Source organism: Leptospira levettii, from assembly GCF_002812085.1.
In the GTDB taxonomy this organism is placed as follows: Bacteria; Spirochaetota; Leptospiria; order Leptospirales; family Leptospiraceae; genus Leptospira_A; species Leptospira_A levettii.
In genome coordinates this window covers 490,468-507,722 of record NZ_NPDM01000002.1, presented here as the reverse complement: position 1 = coordinate 507,722, position 17,255 = coordinate 490,468, and the positions used below count along the sequence as shown (strand labels likewise).

21 protein-coding genes and 1 tRNA gene are annotated in these 17,255 nt (G+C 37.2%); 6 read left to right on the top strand and 16 right to left on the bottom strand.

Features of this window, described 5'->3' with window-relative positions:
- Positions 1–22 precede the first annotated feature (22 nt).
- The 9 genes from CH354_RS10050 to CH354_RS10005 all read right to left on the bottom strand — a co-directional run bounded on the left by CH354_RS10050 (position 23) and on the right by CH354_RS10005 (position 7,014).
- Positions 23–670 carry a hypothetical protein gene (locus CH354_RS10050; protein ID WP_100766430.1) on the bottom strand — a complete coding sequence of 216 codons (648 nt, stop codon included), beginning with the start codon at positions 668–670 and terminating at the stop codon, positions 23–25.
- 74 nt (positions 671–744) lie between these two features.
- Entirely contained in the window at positions 745–1,284 is a 540-nt protein-coding gene (locus CH354_RS10045) for a hypothetical protein (protein ID WP_100766429.1), read from the bottom strand.
- A 215-nt stretch (positions 1,285–1,499) separates the two neighbouring features.
- Positions 1,500–2,939, bottom strand: coding sequence for a hypothetical protein (locus tag CH354_RS18570; protein WP_243396039.1), 1,440 nt, complete (start codon positions 2,937–2,939; stop codon positions 1,500–1,502).
- Between the two features lie 106 nt (positions 2,940–3,045).
- On the bottom strand, positions 3,046–3,555 hold the full coding sequence (locus CH354_RS10030; protein ID WP_100766426.1) for a hypothetical protein: 510 nt from the start codon (positions 3,553–3,555) through the stop codon (positions 3,046–3,048).
- 150 nt (positions 3,556–3,705) lie between these two features.
- Positions 3,706–3,933 carry a hypothetical protein gene (locus tag CH354_RS10025; protein WP_100766425.1) on the bottom strand — a complete coding sequence of 76 codons (228 nt, stop codon included), beginning with the start codon at positions 3,931–3,933 and terminating at the stop codon, positions 3,706–3,708.
- Positions 3,930–4,157, bottom strand: a complete 228-nt coding sequence (locus CH354_RS10020; RefSeq protein WP_100766424.1) for a hypothetical protein — start codon at positions 4,155–4,157, stop codon at positions 3,930–3,932. Before CH354_RS10020 ends, CH354_RS10025 begins: the two co-directional genes overlap by 4 nt.
- Positions 4,158–4,160: 3 nt before the next feature.
- Positions 4,161–4,478 (bottom strand): hypothetical protein, encoded by a 318-nt coding sequence (locus tag CH354_RS10015; protein WP_100766423.1) that lies wholly within the window; start codon positions 4,476–4,478, stop codon positions 4,161–4,163.
- A 47-nt stretch (positions 4,479–4,525) separates the two neighbouring features.
- Positions 4,526–5,989 carry a VapE domain-containing protein gene (locus CH354_RS10010; protein ID WP_100766422.1) on the bottom strand — a complete coding sequence of 488 codons (1,464 nt, stop codon included), beginning with the start codon at positions 5,987–5,989 and terminating at the stop codon, positions 4,526–4,528.
- A gap of 197 nt (positions 5,990–6,186) precedes the next feature.
- Positions 6,187–7,014, bottom strand: a complete 828-nt coding sequence (locus CH354_RS10005; RefSeq protein WP_100766421.1) for a tyrosine-type recombinase/integrase — start codon at positions 7,012–7,014, stop codon at positions 6,187–6,189.
- 463 nt (positions 7,015–7,477) lie between these two features.
- Between CH354_RS10005 and CH354_RS18290 the strand changes: the two genes are divergently transcribed.
- The 4 genes from CH354_RS18290 (at position 7,478) to CH354_RS09990 (ending at position 9,793) form a co-directional block, all read left to right on the top strand.
- The gene (locus CH354_RS18290; protein WP_125172395.1) at positions 7,478–7,684 is read left to right on the top strand and encodes a hypothetical protein; all 207 of its coding nucleotides are present in this window, start codon (positions 7,478–7,480) and stop codon (positions 7,682–7,684) included.
- Positions 7,685–7,707: 23 nt separating this feature from the next.
- Complete coding sequence (locus CH354_RS10000) at positions 7,708–8,379, top strand: hypothetical protein (protein WP_100726601.1); 672 nt, start codon at positions 7,708–7,710, stop codon at positions 8,377–8,379.
- 25 nt (positions 8,380–8,404) lie between these two features.
- Entirely contained in the window at positions 8,405–9,247 is an 843-nt protein-coding gene (locus CH354_RS09995; protein WP_125172397.1) for a porin family protein, read from the top strand.
- Between the two features lie 90 nt (positions 9,248–9,337).
- Entirely contained in the window at positions 9,338–9,793 is a 456-nt protein-coding gene (locus CH354_RS09990; RefSeq protein WP_100726603.1) for a hypothetical protein, read from the top strand.
- A gap of 91 nt (positions 9,794–9,884) precedes the next feature.
- Here the strand turns inward: CH354_RS09990 and CH354_RS09985 are convergent, their stop codons facing one another.
- Positions 9,885–11,774, bottom strand: coding sequence for an FG-GAP-like repeat-containing protein (locus CH354_RS09985; RefSeq protein WP_243396038.1), 1,890 nt, complete (start codon positions 11,772–11,774; stop codon positions 9,885–9,887).
- Between the two features lie 144 nt (positions 11,775–11,918).
- Between CH354_RS09985 and CH354_RS09980 the strand changes: the two genes are divergently transcribed.
- Positions 11,919–12,320 carry a YidB family protein gene (locus CH354_RS09980; protein ID WP_100716733.1) on the top strand — a complete coding sequence of 134 codons (402 nt, stop codon included), beginning with the start codon at positions 11,919–11,921 and terminating at the stop codon, positions 12,318–12,320.
- Between the two features lie 15 nt (positions 12,321–12,335).
- Here CH354_RS09980 and CH354_RS09975 read toward each other — a convergent pair whose 3' ends face one another.
- The 4 genes from CH354_RS09975 to CH354_RS09960 form a co-directional block, all read right to left on the bottom strand.
- Positions 12,336–12,740 carry a DUF2452 domain-containing protein gene (locus tag CH354_RS09975; protein WP_100766420.1) on the bottom strand — a complete coding sequence of 135 codons (405 nt, stop codon included), beginning with the start codon at positions 12,738–12,740 and terminating at the stop codon, positions 12,336–12,338.
- Positions 12,741–12,890: 150 nt separating this feature from the next.
- Positions 12,891–13,694, bottom strand: a complete 804-nt coding sequence (locus CH354_RS09970) for an SPOR domain-containing protein (RefSeq protein WP_100766419.1) — start codon at positions 13,692–13,694, stop codon at positions 12,891–12,893.
- Positions 13,691–14,308 carry a dephospho-CoA kinase gene (coaE, locus tag CH354_RS09965; RefSeq protein WP_100726607.1) on the bottom strand — a complete coding sequence of 206 codons (618 nt, stop codon included), beginning with the start codon at positions 14,306–14,308 and terminating at the stop codon, positions 13,691–13,693. The genes CH354_RS09970 and coaE overlap by 4 nt, the downstream gene beginning before the upstream one ends.
- An 82-nt stretch (positions 14,309–14,390) precedes the next feature.
- The gene (locus CH354_RS09960; protein WP_100726608.1) at positions 14,391–15,329 is read right to left on the bottom strand and encodes an alpha/beta fold hydrolase; all 939 of its coding nucleotides are present in this window, start codon (positions 15,327–15,329) and stop codon (positions 14,391–14,393) included.
- A 70-nt stretch (positions 15,330–15,399) separates the two neighbouring features.
- Here CH354_RS09960 and CH354_RS09955 point away from each other — a divergent pair.
- Positions 15,400–15,472: transfer RNA gene (locus CH354_RS09955), tRNA-Phe, on the top strand.
- Between the two features lie 7 nt (positions 15,473–15,479).
- Here CH354_RS09955 and CH354_RS09950 read toward each other — a convergent pair.
- Complete coding sequence (locus tag CH354_RS09950; protein WP_100716785.1) at positions 15,480–15,737, bottom strand: hypothetical protein; 258 nt, start codon at positions 15,735–15,737, stop codon at positions 15,480–15,482.
- A 36-nt stretch (positions 15,738–15,773) separates the two neighbouring features.
- A complete protein-coding gene (locus CH354_RS09945) occupies positions 15,774–17,198 on the bottom strand; it encodes an aminotransferase-like domain-containing protein (RefSeq protein ID WP_100726609.1) in 1,425 nt (474 codons plus the stop codon).
- Positions 17,199–17,255: the final 57 nt, after the last annotated feature.

The following is a 17,255-nucleotide window of genomic DNA, read 5'->3' as shown; positions in this document are numbered from 1 at the left end:
TTATTGACTCACCTAAGTTTAGTTACTTGTTTTCTGATTTTTCTTCGATTACGAAGAGTCTTGCTACCAAAAACGTGTTAGCAAGTGCAGCTCCTGCTTGTATCCCTCCCAAGAGTTCACCCTCAAATTTGAGAGTAAGTCCATCTTGAAGTTTCAACGGTAAACGAATGATATTTCTTTCGTTTTCAATTGAACCAGGAGGAGGAAGAACCGCCGCTGTAGTTACGTTTGCAGGTGTAATACCAGCACCAACTCGCAAGTGATTGATTACTTGTGGAATTGGATCGTGTGCTTCAGCTAAAAAGAAAGAACGAACTTCATCCTTTCCGAGTGTTACTTTTACTTTGGAAAGATTAAGAACTTTGTTAAGTGCTTTTAACGGAGCAAAATCAAAGTTTGGCCCTGCTAAATCGAATGGTTCAAAGTTCGCACCCATGGAATAGAATTTAATTCCTAATGTGGATCCTTTGTTTCCATCGAAAGGGTTTTTACCGCTCGTATTGTATAGAGCATATTCTGGATAGCTTTTGCGGATCTCTTCTCCACCAAAGACATTGAACTTTGATGAAGTTTCTTCCCATTTGAAAGCCGATTGTTTTGTATCGAACAGTTTTCCTTGTTCGATTACGCTACGAACGAGGTCTGTAGGTTTTTTAAGTTGTGGATTCATTTTGTTACCTTACTAGGTTATTTGCAACCAACACCTAACACTTGAAGGGAACCGAACCGAAAGCGATTAAGGATCTATGTCATTGAAGAATAGATTTCATCCTGTCCGACAAAATAGATTTCTTCATCACCGTCTACAGTTGATTCAGAAACTGAATCTGTAATTGTAGGTTGTGAATGATTTTGGTTTTCGATGACAAAACCTGCATCGATGAGAGCCTTGTTAGCAATTCGATGAGCCTCTGCACTTACCATTTGTTCAAGTTCACCAGAACCAACGACAACTGCATTGGAAGGAGAACTATCACCAGCTAAAAGATTTTGGAGAGAAGGAGGAAGGTTCTCTTTTACTTTGTCAACGTTTGCAATCGCAATACCAGTGGCAACACCAGTTCCAACGATAACACCTGTTCGAATCGCACCGTCTTTGATGTTTTTTCCCATCTTGACTGCACCGGCAAAGATTCCACCTGAAACCAAAGCAGGGCCAACACCAGGATATTTATCTTCACCGATTTTTCTCACAGCGTCAGCTTTTGCAATTGCTCTTGTGAGTAAGAATGAGATAGTCCCAGAAGTTGCGAGTTTTACGGATTCAACTACTTGTTTGCTCATCTTATTTTACTGCCTTGGCTTTGTTGCCTTTCTCGATCAATGATTTGACACGATCGTTTTTCTTTTTCCATTCGGAGTATTTTTTATCATAGTCCGATCGGAGTTCACTACATCGCTTTACCCATCGCTCTAAAGCTTCTGGATTATTCGATTTAGGTTTCTTTGGGAATTTTGGTCGCCTTGGTTTTCTAGCACTCATTCCTTATGTCCTTTGTTTAAGATTTTTTTAATAGCAAGATTCCGACTAAAGCCAAAGCACCTAATCCACCGAACATGATAAGGTTTTTGTTATCATCTGTCTTTGCTGGTTGAGGAGGAGGAAGAGCCGGTAACGATCTTGAAATTACATTTGTATTTTGACTTTGAACTTGCGGTTGTATTCGAGGAGGAGGAGGCGGAGCCTGTCTCACTGCAACTGGTTGGTTATTTTGTTTAGCCGCTGTCAGTTTATTAAGTGTAGCAAGTAACAAAGCTGAATTATCAGGTTTGTTTGGCTTTTGCACTGCTGTTTGAATTGCAGGCATCATATTTTGCATCATCGGCATTGCAGACGACATCATAGGAAGAGCAGCCGCCAAAGCAGGAAGAAATCCTAACTCTGCGTTCTCTCCATAAAGGTATTGTGAATCGGTGTAAATTTGCTCATAGGATTGATTTGTAGAGCCATAAGACGTTCCATCCATCTTGAACCATTCATTGGTTTGAGGATTGAGGAAACCCGTTCCATCGTTTAAATAATACATTCCATCGCTGGCAGTATAGCCTTGTTCGTCTTGGTATCCTGGAACTGTAAAGTCCATAGGTTGCTCCTGAATTTGCTCTCCATAAGGATCCGTTGCATACGGATCTTCCGCATTTGGATCCTGTTCTGGCATTGCTTGTTGTTGTCCACCTGGCATCAAATTGGATACAACATCCAATCCAGTAGAAACGATGTTACTTGCGAATTCACCAGCTTTGGAAACTGCTTCGCCAACTTTTTGAAAATGAGTATCGACAGCTTGGCCAATTTTACTTCCAACTTTGGAAATACTTTTGCCTACATTTGAAATCCCTTTAGTGATTCCACTCGTATTGATTTTAGGAAGTTTTGGAATAGATATCTTTGGTATGTTAATCTTTGGCATCGAAAACTTAGGCAGGCTAATTTTCGGAAAACTCATCTTAGGCATACTGATCTTAGGAACCTTGAAGGAAGGCATTTTAAGACCTTTGAAGAATCCGAGTTCATCTACACCTGAAAGCGTCACATAACGTCCGCTTTGGTCTGGCAAGGAATAACCTGCCATAGATCCATCTAAATTGAAATGATAGAAAATTTCTGGTTCGTCACCTGCAAGGGTTTGATTGCTGACACAAACAGAACAACCTAAAAGGAAGCCGTTTTTGTCTGAATGCCATAATACACCTTCCTCATCCATAAAGGAATCTTTGGCTTCAACATACCCATTGTTTGAAGGTAAATACTGACGATAAAGCGGAGAGTATTCAAACTGTTCGATGTAATCACCATTAAGAGAAACTTTAAATTGTTTCCCTGATTGGTTATCACCAAAAAGATAAACACCCTCCGCCTTATGTTCTTTGGTCTGAGGGATTAGAATCAAATCGCTTTCGGATCGATTCCCTTCAAGTGTCATTAGAGTTGGTTGCATGACTTAACTAAGCAATTAAAACTAATGAGAAAAAGTACAAGAATTAAATAAACTAACAGTGACTATATATCATTTTGATACAAAATAGTTTTTATATAATACTAAGTTAAAGATCGTTCTCGTAAAAAATCTTTATGAATCCAGGAGTAAAAGGTTTAACTCCGAAAACATTGTAAGGGTAAGTTGGATCAAATGGGATCCAGTTTGAATCTGTTTTGTTTTTGAATTCAATGTAGATGTGATGTGGTCTATCTGCTTTCCCGACAACTAACACTCTATAGTCAAAAAGTTCTTTTCTACCTAATAGCTTTTGAGTATAGTTCCTTAGTTTGAAATATGCTAAGGAGAGAATGGTTCTATCATCGCAATCAAAAGGATGACCACTACCAGCAAGCAACAAAGATATCTTTGGACGGTTTACGAATTCGATTCCAGGTGGATCTTTCACATATTCGCAATCTTGAACATATTTGAAAAATTCAATAGGTTCAAAAGATGCGATTGGTTTACCATGTTTATTGAATTCCAATAAATCTTTGAAATATTTTTCAGAAAGCCGAAAGACTTCCTTAACGGTTTGAGTGTATGACTCTAGGGGTTTTTGTGTAAGTTTCATTTCCATTGCCTAAGTCCAAGGCAATGGAGGGAAAGCTGTCAAGAAGAAAGTTAGTCTTGTTTGTTGTTTAAGTGTTCGTCTAATATTAAAATCAGCAAAGCCGAAGCTATTAGGCAACCAATACGAAAGGAATTCCAGTTTAATAATTCATCAGGAAACATTGGTCTCTCCCTTTGTCAAAGAGGAAGTCAATAAATGAAATTTATCCAACATCTCTTTTACTTCGTTTCGATTCTTTCTTAGATTCTCGATTTTTCCTATTGAATGCAATTTGGGATTTCTTTCTAAACTCTCTAGTAATTTCCCTTGGTATTCGTATACAGTTCGTAAGCCTAGAGCAATATGGTATAACTCATGTTCGTTTAATTCTACGTTCATGCTTTTAACCCTAGTCCTGGTTGTTTTCTCTCTGCCAGGAGTTTGCTTCTAAGGGCAATTAGTTTTTCAAGTTCAACCTGAGTTGAGTTGAGAGCATAAATCAAATTTCCGACTTTGTTTCGAAAGGCCTCGATATTGATATTGATTCTTTCAAGTTCATTGGCCCATACGGGTTTTAGTTCAGATGATTCTTGGTAGGCTTGTTTTCCTTTAGTCTTTGTCATGCGTTACTCCTTAATGATTACTTTGAAAGTTTGTCCTATGAGACCGTTGTAATATTCGAACTTGCTAGGGGTGTATCTTCTGAGAGTTGGAAACAAAGACCACCATCCAGATTTTTGAAATAGCAATAGCATATACTCGCCAAAGTCAGGAAGTGGATATTTCCCATCAGAATGAATGCAATCGAATGTTTTGAAAACCTTTGGAAGATCCTCAAGATCAATTCGAATAACGGCAAGTAGATGAGCCTCTTCTACATAGCCACCAAGAGTCTTTAACTTAAAGTATCGATGACTAAATCTGATTTCTTGTTTTATTTCCATTTTTCAAATCCTAGAGTTTTTCTGAAAATGCCGACATGCCGACATGGCTAGTTTTTTTGATTTTGGATTGAAACGAGAAATTGTTTACCGTTTGCATTGGTTCGTCTTTTCTCGAATTTTAATTGCATCAGTCCTCTGCCGATCCAGGCAGTATTCATTTTAAAGGTAGGGTGCTTTGAATGTATGAATAAAAATATATCGGTTGCACTCAGCCATTGATGACTCTTGTTCTTTGAATCGTATTGATTTAAAGGAAGCATTTGGAAGTATTTTAGAATGATTTCATAATCATTGTTATGATATTCGTATTGAAGGTTGTTAGCTGCAATTGCTAACTTCTCTTCTGGTGACATATAAATTTGAGAAGTCTTTGCTTTTTTGTATTTGCAGTAAACTTGTGCCCAAAACTTTTCAATTGGTATCTTTTGAAATTTGTTTATCTTAATTGCTTCAGCAAGTGAGAAAACAATAAACCTTCTGTTTCCTGTCTCATCGATGAGGAATTCAACCTTGTTACATGCTCCTAGGAAATTTGATATCCTAGTCCATGATTGCATATTTCGACCATAAGCCGCTCTTTCAATCGCTACTGAATTGGAAAGGAACTGTTTGAGTTCAGCCGCTTCCTTTTTTCTTGTGATGCTATCGATTTCATCAAGGTTCCAAATGAAAACACTAGAAGCCATGATAACCAAGTCTTTTGATTTTAGATTCTCTGGAATTCTAGAGTTATAATAAGGTGCAAGTGCTTTCGGAATCAATCCATCAATGAAAGTCGATTTAAACCAGCCTTGAGAACCTTGGAAGATTAAACAGTATTCATTCTTAAATGGTCTTTCTGAATACAATGTATGTAAGGAAGCAAAGAGCCATTTTTCAAAGAATTGTCTAAACTTGATATCATTCGTCACATTTACACAAGAGCAGACCTGTCCAATATAATCTGTTTTTCCATCCCACTGGTCAGCAATAGAAGGGAAGTATTCTCTTACAGGATGGAAAGAAGGAACAAAACTAGAAGTAAGTATCGCAAGGAGAGTATCTCTCGAAACATACTTAAATTCCTTTTGTCTTCGTAGGTTTAAATAAAGGTCTGAAAAATCTCGATCACTCCAAAGGACAAAGTCTTTCATTCCTTTCGGTTTGTGTTCTAAGCATCGGTTTAGAACATTGTAGCGAATGGTAAGATGATCTTTTAAATAGGATTCGACTTTGTGGACTTCGCCGTCATAATCTATTTTGTCCGATTGTTTAGGCGTTTTCGTTGTATCTATTTTTTCTAATACAAGGATTTCAATTTTCCTTTTCCCGACAGAAGAGGAAACGGCTGATTCAAGTTCATTGAAATATTTATTTTCAATATGCTTCTTTGTTGTGGAAGCTCCTGATCCTTCTAAGCCGAAAACGATTCTAGTTTCATTCATTTTCACGAGAGTCATCTTTGCAAAAAAACTTTCGTAATATTTGGCAGGGATAGACTTCTGTAGTTCTTTTTGTACGAGTTCAATCATCAGAATGTTACTCCATGCTTTGCAAATTCTTCTTTGATATCTTTGAAATCTTGATTCAAACAAACCCGACAAAGATTGTATTGAAATAGGTTCGTTACTCTCTTACATCGAGAGCATGGCTTTAATGTGTTATGTCTCATTGGAAAAGACAGAAGGTTCCCGTTGGTTTCTATTTTCATTTTTTTGTTTATCCTTTGTTATGCTATCCGTTGGTATTGGCTCATGATTGAATCTGCTTTCATAGATGAGTGAAGATATACCCTAACCAAGAGTTCAGGTGAGTTACCCATAAACTCGGAGATTGCTCCGATATCGATTCCAGCTTTGATTTGAGAAGTTGCGAAAGTATGCCTGAACAAATAGGGGAACACTCGCCTTCCTAAGATCCTTACACCATAACGAGAAAACATTTTGTTTAGTGCGTTTTGGGTAAGTTGCTCTCCCTTTAAATTTGCAAATAGATAGTCTTTAGATTGGAAAGTAGGGAATAGCTTTGCGACAAGTTCTGAAGGTGCTAGGATGTGTCGGATCCTTTCTCCTTTGCCCTTTAACGTGAATTCTACGAATTCCCCTTTCTGGATCCCATCCTTCCATTTTAGGTTAAGCAATTCATGTGGCCTGAGTCCTGTTGTCCAAAGAAAATAGGCGATGAGGCGAAGCCGTAAAGGTGCTTGCTTCATGAAGAGTTTCATTTCCGATTCAGAGATTAAATCGGTTTCTCTGATTCTTGTAGGTGGACAATGGAGTTTGACTGATTCATGCACAATGGATCTAATCTTTGTTAATTCGAGTTGAGATTTTTCAGAACCAAGAGAGAGGATTTTTAAGCAGTGCAAAATAGCGGATTTATCTGCCTTCAAGGTTTTGGAAGTGATACCAGCTTGCCTTCTTGTGAGAAGATAACGGATGATAGCTTCCGATGTGATTTGTTTTCCGTTAAGCGATTTATAAAAGGATAAAAACCTGTTGAGTTCTCTTTTGCTAACAGGAAGATTTAGAATATTAGAGAGTTTGAATTTTTCCATATTTAAAATACGGAAAAACGCTAACCATAGTTAACTTCATTTTTATGCTACATAATCATCGCTTAGGAATTCAAGTCCCTCCGCCCGCAAAACACTCCTTTCATTTTTTCACCAACATTCAAACAAATCACCAACCCCGGAGGGGCTTGAACAGTGACGCGACCAGAAACTGTGACGACCCATAGGGAGTCATAGTTTCTGTAAGTTTGCCAGGAAGGCAAACGTCGAGCGGAGCCGTGCCTCGGAGCGTGACAAACATACGAAGTGTTTGCCGCGGAGAGGTCAAGTCCCGAAGCAAAATCGCTTCGAACAATAATGCCATCGTAAGCCAACTAACGAATTTTACATTCTCACGAGCAATTCATATTGTTAAATTAAAATTTTCTTGTATTCACTAGTTTGTTAGGTGGAAAATGTAACAAATTTGTAGTGAATGAGTTAACTTTAAGAGGGTCTTTGATTTATGCGTCTTTATGTCTTTACATTCGTTATTTGTTTTTTATGTTTTACCAACTGTGAGTTCAATACCGAAAAAGAAACTGGCTCATCGAGTAAAGCTTGTTCTGATGCTTGGAAATTATTCCAAGTTTGTAGAATCATCTATCCAAACGATCTAAGAGCCTGTGATACTCAATGGAATGGAATTGTAGTTTCCTGCGGTATGATGTGAGCTAAGAGAATTATATTCAAAAGATGATCATTCGAATTTTTGGTTTTTTTCTCTTTTGTTTTCTTTTTCAACTTTGTTCTTCTCGTTATTATCTGACGATCGTTTCGCCAGGTGTAACATCTGATTACCGACTCAAATCAATTGGCGGAATTCGGATGTTAGAAGCCTCATATTATGGTACTTGGCATTATACACAAACTGCTTTTTATATGGAACCAGAAAATTTGGATGCTCTTCTGTCTGACCCAAACAATCACATACTCAATCATAAGGAATTGTTTGATTCCGTTTCCAAAGATAAGTCTTCTGTTAGGATCCTTTTTGAATATTGTTACGACCAAACAAAACCAATCCAAATAGATGAGGATAAGGAACAGTATCAATTTGAATGGAATGGAAACGAACCAAAATCAAAAATCTCATATTTATATCCATACTCTTATTATAAAAAGGGAAATCGGATTCGGCAAAAATTGCCGTATTACCAATCGGAACGGTATCCAAAGAACGAATGGAAACAAACGACAGGTTATGACCAGTACTTTTGTGTTCGTAATTTACTCGAGTTTGATGGTTCTATACAAAAGAAAGGTACAAATGAGCTGAAGGTGGTAACACCTAGAGAACAACTTTTGTATTATGAATATGAGTATAATGGAAAATTTATACATGACTCGGAAGAAGAAATTAATTAAAAGATAAATGGTAGCTCGAAGTAAAATGAATCAAAATAAAGTTGTGGTTTTCTTTTTATTTCTTTTCTTTCATTTAGGAATCTATTCTCAAAATAAAATTAGAGAAAAATCTTATTTTGAAGGTGCCTATTCGGAAGTTGTGGCTTACCCACAATTTAGTCCTTACAAAATTAGTAGCAGTTATTCAAATACAGAAAACAATATCAACAACCGCTCCAATGTCATTGGAAATTTAACAAACCATTATGGGACTCACGAACAAAAAGTGGCAAGTTGGATCGCATTTGAAAATGCTCCCAAACCAAAACTCGATGGTCAAAATGTTTCTCTATTCTATGAATCTGTATTCAAATCTGGAGTTGGTCTTGGAATCAGTGTTAATAGTTCAAATTTTCAGGCAAAGGACATTCGGCCAGATAAATCAAATACCATCTTTAATTTAGGATTGTTGACTCGAGAACTTCCCAATTTTCCAAGTTATGATATGAATCATCTGATTGCTTATGAAATCCTATTACCATACCAAACCTATAATGATAATAGTTTTTTACATATGCGGTACCTTTCGTTTCAATTGGGATACCATTTCTTAGAAAGTTCCACATTTGATCCATATGTCCGTGTTGGATTTGGATTGGGTAGGGAACGATTTACAGATTCCTATTTAGTCCAATCAAACCTCACGTTAGGTTCCAGAATATTGTTACATGATCAATTTTATTTGATGGTAGAAGTTATAGGCAATCAATATGATTCCCATAAAAAAACACCAAGCCCAACAGCTGCGAATCTTTTTAGAGAAAAATTGGATCACATTTGGTCTTTGAAAGAATATTCGGCAAAGTTTGGTGTCGGTATTTCTTATTAATTTTCTAGATACCAGTTTTTTAAAAATGGTTCTAAAAATATCTTTCCTAATTCTTACTCTACTTTTTGTTAGTGGTAAGTTGGTTATTTTATGATTCCAAAGAAATTACTATTATTCTCTTTTATTTTAGTTACTGCGATGAGTTTTCAGCTTCATTCTGCTAGGCTTTTTTCCATTCCTAATGCAAACCAATCAAATTTAGAATGTCGTCTGAAAACTGGTTATTACTTGGAGACAATTCCTTTGGAGAATGGAGAATTAAATATCCATGTCGAAATCACAAATGAATTTGCAACCTTCCATCGCATTATCGATAAATTCTATGTGAAAAATAAAATCAATTGGTTAAAAGATTGTGAATTTGAACTCGTTACGTTAGAAATCACAGATCCTATTTTATTGGATTCAGACTTTATTGGAAACAAAACTTACTATAAAGTAAAACAAATCAATGAAAACAAATACCAATATGTGGAAGTGAATAAACAAAATGTTTTATCTTTGGATTACCAAGGTGTTTATTTCCCCCATGCAGTAGTGGAGTGAGGTGGAAAAGTGGGAGGGAAGATCATCTCCTTTGGGGGAGAGTTTTTAGTTCCAATGAATTTATGATTGTTTTGGTTTTTATGAAACTGTACTAAATCCAACCCATAAAGAATTTAGCTTTCATTATCATTGCAATCAAATACTCTTCTGCCTTGTTTCTCAATTGTGCAATTGTATTCCCAAAAGCAGTTCCAGCTGGAGGGATCAGTGTTTGGCTTGTCACACCACCAGAATTTAGGTTCTGGTTTGTTGGAACTCCTCCACGGATGCTATGGAAGGTATATACTTGATTGGTGGTTGTTGGTTCAGAGATCACAATGTCTTGTAGGCCATCAGCATTGGTATCTTGGAATCTAATTCCTTGGGAAAAATTTCGATTTGCAAATGAACCTGAAAAGAGACTAGCCGATGATCCTCCGGCGCTTAGATCCATATTGCGAAATCCTGTGTTTTGATCATTTAACACTAAATAAACGTCACCGATCCCAGAACTAGCACCAGTGGATCCAATCAAAAGATCAGGCGATCCATCTCCATTTGAATCACCTGATGCAAGAGTACCTCCAAACAAACAACTACTACCATTACAACTAAGAGTAGGAGGTCCAATGAATGTTGACACTGGCTGATTTTGATAAGGACTTGTGGAATCACAATTGGAATGGTATACAAAAACAATCCCTTGGTTTGTATTGAAGGTGGGTCCACCAACAGCAAGATCGATACAACGATCTGAATTAAAATAATCCAAAACAAAATTTGCCCCAAATTGGCAACCAGTTCCCGTCGCACAACCAGGGGAAGGTACAACTGGGGCAACCAAAAATTGCTGGGGAGATGATGGCAATAATCCTTGATTGGAAATAAAAATATAGATCCTTCCCAAACTAGAGGAATAGGTAGCTGCACTGACAACAAGGTCTAAATAACCATCTCCATTCACATCTCCTGCTAATGCATACGATCCGAAATTATCGTTAACATTTGGTTTATACGATATATCAGCAGTATTGGTATCCTGTGTCTTGATTGCAGGAGATCCTTGGCTATAAAATATAAATACTTCATCATTCCAAGGAGATGCAAAAATTCCGTCATCATAACCATCGTTGTTAATGTCGGCTCCGATAATATTCGTTCCAAATCTCCCTGTCCCAGACAATCCGCTAAGAACTGCGTCCGCTGTTCCACCCGAATTTAGATTTTGGGATGGGATACCTGATTGACCACGGCTTAGGAAAAGATATGCTTTACCTAGATAATTTGTAGCGGGAGTGTAAGCTTGAGCTCCAACAAACACATCAGCAAACCCATCTCCGTTGAAATCTCCAGATGCAATCCGAGAACCAAAATAAGTTTGCGTGATCCCATCCGTTAAACTTGTGTTCGGTGTAACATTCAGTTGTTTTGTATTAATGTTTGTTGTATATACGTATCCATATCCTATATTTGCAGCTGAATTATTCGCCGACACAATCAAATCAGGATACCCATCTCCGTTCGTGTCTTTATTTGTACCTTTACGAACAAGGATAACATTCGGTTTTTCTAATGGGATTTGTACATAAATAGTGTGCAAACTTCCATAGATCCAAAAACTATTTGTTATCGCTTTTGCTGGTAAAGGAAAACTCCAACTTCCATTGACAACAGGGACTCTTGTCGGTGGGGCGTCATCATAACCGACATTCACAAAACTGACGTCAGATGGTGCAGTTCCTACAACAAAGCCCGTCTCCACGATGGAGTAATTTGTCAAATTGGAAATGGTAGCTCTAGATTCTGGTAATAAATATAAATAAATTCCAGGTGAATATCGTTTGAGCAAATCTTTATTTGGACAAAGGAAATTGTCTAACTTCATCAGACATTCGAGAGGAGGGTGGGTTAAAGGATTTGCCCAACAATTGGATAAAAATAGAAAAAAACCAATGGCAACAATACTTCGCTTAAATATGTTAAAAAAAACACGTTTTGCCATTTTTGTTTACAACTAACAATGAGTTGATGTTTTGATTTTGTTTACGGGAAGGCAATCAATAATTGCGATGATTCCAGAGAGAAATCGAGATTTTTAGAAAAAAATATCTTTCCTTTTCTTTTTGCTTCAAAGACCATACTCCGCATGAGTTTTTTTGAAAGTTTAAAAGCCGTCGCAGCTCAGGCAGTAGAGCTAGTCCAAAACAATCCCCAAGTTGTTTCTGGGATCCAAAAGATCATCGAAGAAAATGGTGGAGTATCGGGAATTGTGCAAAAATTCAAAGAAAAAGGTTTTGCAGATGCTGCTTCTTCTTGGGTAGGAACTGGTGAAAATGTAAGCATCGGTGCCGATGATGTTTTGAAGGTCTTAGGAAATGACTCAGTGAAGGAACTAGCGAAAAAAGTGGGTCTTGATACTGACGCTACAGCAGGGCTTGTTGGAAATTTATTGCCTATCGTTATTGATAAATTATCACCTGATGGCAATGAACCATCTGGAGACATCACTTCTCAACTTTCCAGTTTGGCATCCTTATTCACTAAATAGGGTGATCAAAATTGTTTAGATATTATCTTTGATTTCTGAAAAACTGCGGTCAGGGTTCATGGTATAAGCCCCTTTAAAAGGATGTGGAGGATTTCCTCCCCATTCGATTGGGGATAGAAGAGAAAAATAATCTCCTTCCTCTTTCGAATAAAGGTAAATCACCTGACCTGGTTTTTTTTCAAATTGGCATTTTGCCTTATGCAGTTCAATATCCTTTTCCGCTTGTTTGAGGATGAGTTCAGCTTCTTCTTTCAAAGCACGAATTTGTTTGGCAATGACCTCCAACTTTCCATGAACATGGAGTTTGACTGATTCTTCCGCCAATTCAATTTCTTTTGCACGATCCACCAAACTAATTGCGGGTGCTAGTCGACTGGTTCCATATGTGAGGCTGTGGTGGGGGATCGTGGATTCTTCCATATTATCTTTTAGACAAAACCAATGATCTTTCCATAGAATTTATTTTTGAATGGGAACTTTTGTTTCATGGTGGTAAACATTAAATAAAGAAAAAGGCTCTCCCATGATTAACGGGAAAGCCAAGTTGCCAAGGATAGACGATTTGTGTTTTTATGATAATGGTTGGTATTGGATGACCATTGCTTTTGCCTTAATTTCTTTCGGCATATTTGTTTTGGATAACGTTTTTAACAACGAATCCTTATCTTTGGATTTACCAAGTTGTACCACAAAAAATCCATTTTTCACTACAATGAATGATTTAGATTTGAGTTTGCCTTGGTTATCCGCTTGGAGTTGGGATAAAAATGTCTCTGCTGATTTACGGTTTGTAAATGCAGCTAATTGGATGGTTAAATACTTTCCGTCGTTATTTTTTACCGATTTTGGAATGTTGGAAGAAACATGATTTGGTTTTTCTTTTCCTTTGGAAACAGGAGAAATGTTTTTTAATTTCTCTTCTTTTGCCACATAAACATTTCTTTGTTCTTTTGATTTTGTCAAATCAACAACTTGTTGTTTCTTTTCTTCTTCCTCATCTTTCGCTGTTGAAGTTTCCATGTAGTATGGATGGTTCCCAATATCAGCCATTGGAATTTCTTGTGAAGAAACGGATTCTTTTGGTTTTGTACCTTGGACTAAAGAGGAAGCAACTTGAGTTCCTTGCGGATTCAAATTTGTAGTCTCTTCTCCTTTTTTGGCCAATGAATCGGGAGTAGGTAGATTCGTTTCCGTAGTCTCTGGGTTTGTGTTAGCGAGAGCCGGTTTCATGGAAGTATGTGTTTCTTCCGTTTTCCCTTTCCCGACTGAAACTCCTAAGAAGAAAATCGAAAAAAATAAGGCAAATAGAAAGAGTGATAATACTCCAATCCTTTGTTTGTCTAAATTGATAACGTAAAAAACTCTCTCTTTCATTTTTGAATCCTTTTTTGAATTTCTTTATAGATAATTACGATTTGTTCTTTTAAGCCTTCTCTATCAGTATCGTTCGTTACGACAAAATCAGAGAGAGACTTTTTTTTCTCAATGTCCATCTGTGATGAAGTTCTTCTTTCAAAATCAGATTTTTCCATCCCGCCTCGTTGTTTCACTCGTTCCCAGTTTTGGTCTTTGGGAAGGTAAACTGTCACCGTGAAATCACAAATGGTATGAGCATCAGTCTCAAATAGGAGTGGAACTTCCCAAGCGACAATACTCCCTTCTTTTTGGGATTGGAAGAATTGAAGGAATGATTTTCTGACCAAAGGATGTAGGAGTTCATTTAATGACTTTAACTTTGATTCGTTGCTAAAAGCGAGTTCGGCAATTTTAGTACGATTGATTGTACCATCTTCCAGTTCAATGGAAGGTCCAAAAATAGAGATTAATTCTGATTTGACTGGGCTATTTGGTTCTGTGAATGTACGGGCAATCGCATCAGAACTGATCGTCACTGCACCTAATTCTCCAAAGATGGAAAGTGCAGTGGATTTCCCTGATCCTATCGATCCAGTGATCCCAATTAATGTTTTGTTGGAAACGAGTGCCACGGGTTTATAACATAAAAAACCCGTGAAAGTACAAGTATTTTTTTATCCAGTTTTAGAAAAAAAATACTAAAGTTTTATTCGATTAGTTTTTGTTTACAGTTCCATTGATGATCCAGTCTTGTACGAGTTTGGCGGACAATTCTGGGTCTTCAATCATGGGAGCATGTCCTATATTTTCAAGGAGTACGGTTTCCAATTTTGTTTTTAGTTTCTTTTTTAATACATCCATAACCGAATAATGGATTACCTTGTCTTCTTTTCCCCAAATGGTAAGGCAAGGAGCTTGGATTTTATCCAGTTGTGACTCTAAGACATAACCCTCTTTCCTGATTTGTTTTAATATTTGTCCATTCCACTCTCGATTGGCTACAGATTTCTCAGCAAAATAGGACTTAAGAAAAGATGGTAAGTAAGGTGGTTTTACAAATGTAAATTTGAGAAGTCTGTCAAAATCTTCAGTGTCTTTGACAAGCAGTGGGCTTTCCTTACCAGTAAGTTCAATTGTTTGCATTTCACTTGGGACAGGGCTTTTGATCCCTGCATTGTCAAATAGGATCAGTGACTTCACAAGTTTCGGGTATTTGGCTGCAAAAATTCCTGATATCCCACCACCCATTGAATTTCCTGCGATATGAAATTCGGTAAGCCCTAATTTTTCCGTGAATTGTTGCAGACGCACCGCTTGTGCTTCTTGGGTGTATGGGATGGATTCGGGTTTACTTGATTCGCCAAATCCAGGTAAATCAGGTGCGATTACCCGTATGTTTTTGGGAAGGTGTCTTGAAAAACGTGTCCAATGGTCTTTGTCACCACCAAAGCCGTGTACGACGAGAAGTGTTTCTCCGTTCCCAGGTTTTTCCGTATACTTCCATACCAAATCATCAACCACAATCGATTTTGATTCCAAGTCAGACCTGAATCTTTCGATGCTAATGCCTGTTTTGTGAAGACTGGATGCACATCCTAAGATACTAAAAACGACTAGAAGAATGGTGAGTTTGAGTGTTTGGTTTGGTTTCATTTTGGTCCTTACAAAAAATTCAAAGGTTCGTTGACAGAGGGCTATGAAAAAATACTTTGGTCGTAACCGAGGCCCTGTAGCTCAGTCGGTAGAGCAGAGGACTGAAAATCCTCGTGTCGGCAGTTCGATTCTGTCCGGGGCCAAGGTTACCTATTTTCCTACCTTTCTTTCTTCTCCCATCGACCAAAGACCTAAAAATTCGTTCTCTTCTACTTTTTTACAAAGTTCAGGTTTATATAGTTTTTTCACTGGAGGTTTTGGGTAGATGTGGATTTCGTCATTATCGGGAATGAAGGTTAACATTCTCAGAATGGTATCTTGGCCTTCAATTTCATACATGGTATAAGACATACCTTTGGAAGGAATGATTTGGGAAGTTTCCAAATACTTTCGCGCTTGTTCAGACATATTCCTAAAGTTGATTTTGGTTTCGTTTACGAGCAACTAAAAAGTTTTTTTTCGATTTCCATTTTTCTGAAAACGATTTGCAAAGAGTATCAGATTCTCTCGGATTTTGGATGATTGCCCAACGGAAACATTCAGTCTGAAAAAATGATTCCAATGTTTGGAGAGTCCAAATAAAGATCCAGGTGCAATCGCCATTCCTATTTTTTTTGCTTCTAATAATAATTTATCTCCATCTAACGCGGATTCAATCCAAAGAACAAATCCACCATCTGGTTTTGTGATTTTGAGGTTTCCATCACTCTGGGTGATGAGTAATTCCATAGTTTCTTTGCTTAACTTTTTATATTCAGATCTTAAAAATTTCAAATGCCTTTCGTAAGTTTGCCTTTTCAAAAATTCAAGTACACAGATTTGAGTTGGATGGTTTTCTGCAATTTTGAAAGCTCTTGCAATTTTGGAAACCGAATGGATTCCGTTTTTTGTCACAACCCAACCCATACGAAGGCCTGGTGAAAGTGTTTTTGAAAAGGATGAACATAAGAATGATTTTGGACCATTGTTTGTATGAGGGAAAAAACTTACTAATGGTTTTGGCCTAGTTCCTTCAAAGTACAAATCACCGTAGATATCATCTTCAACAAGGTGAATTCCATATTTGTATGATACATTTGCTAGGCTATGTTTTGTTTCATCACTGAATAAAATTCCATTTGGGTTATTAAAATTGGAAGCAAACAAAAATACTTTTGGTTTGTGGCGTTTGACCAGTTTTTCAAATTCCGAGATACTGATCGTTTCCTTACCACGGTAGGGAATTTCTACAACTTTCAATTTTAGTGTTTCTAAGATTTGGAATAGGCCAACATAAATGGGAGACGGGACAATGACAGTATCACCAGGTTCTGTGACAGCAATCAGAGAATAGGTGATTGCTTCTGTACAACCAGATGTGATTTGAATTTGGTTTGTATTCACTCTGTAACCGAACATGGAAGTACGTTTTGCTAACCATTCTCTCAGGTGGGGATTCCCTTGAAGGTCACCATACCTAAATATTTCTTTGTGTAAGAGTGCTTTTTTGAATGCATTGTTTAACTCATGGATTGGTAAATAGGCCTCGGATGGAATTGCAGCTCCAAAAGAGATGAGTTTCGGATCCATCACTGTATTCATGATTTGTTGGATTCTATCATCTGCTTCCACAGTATCATAAAATTCATTTTGAGGTCCGAGGATGAGTGAACTTATATTTTTTTGAACATAGTATCCAGATTTATTTTGTACATAAATGTAACCTTCTTCCTCTAAAATCCTATAGGCTTCTTTTGCAGTGGTAAGACTACAGGATTTGATAGATTGGATTTCTCTTAAAGATGGTATTTTCTCATTTTCTGAATAAAATCCTGATCGAATCTCATTTTTTAAATCAATGGCGAGTTGTTCGTACTTAGTTTTTACCATCTGTATACCTATAGTTATAATGATCTGTATATGGACAGATGTTTCTCTATCTGATAA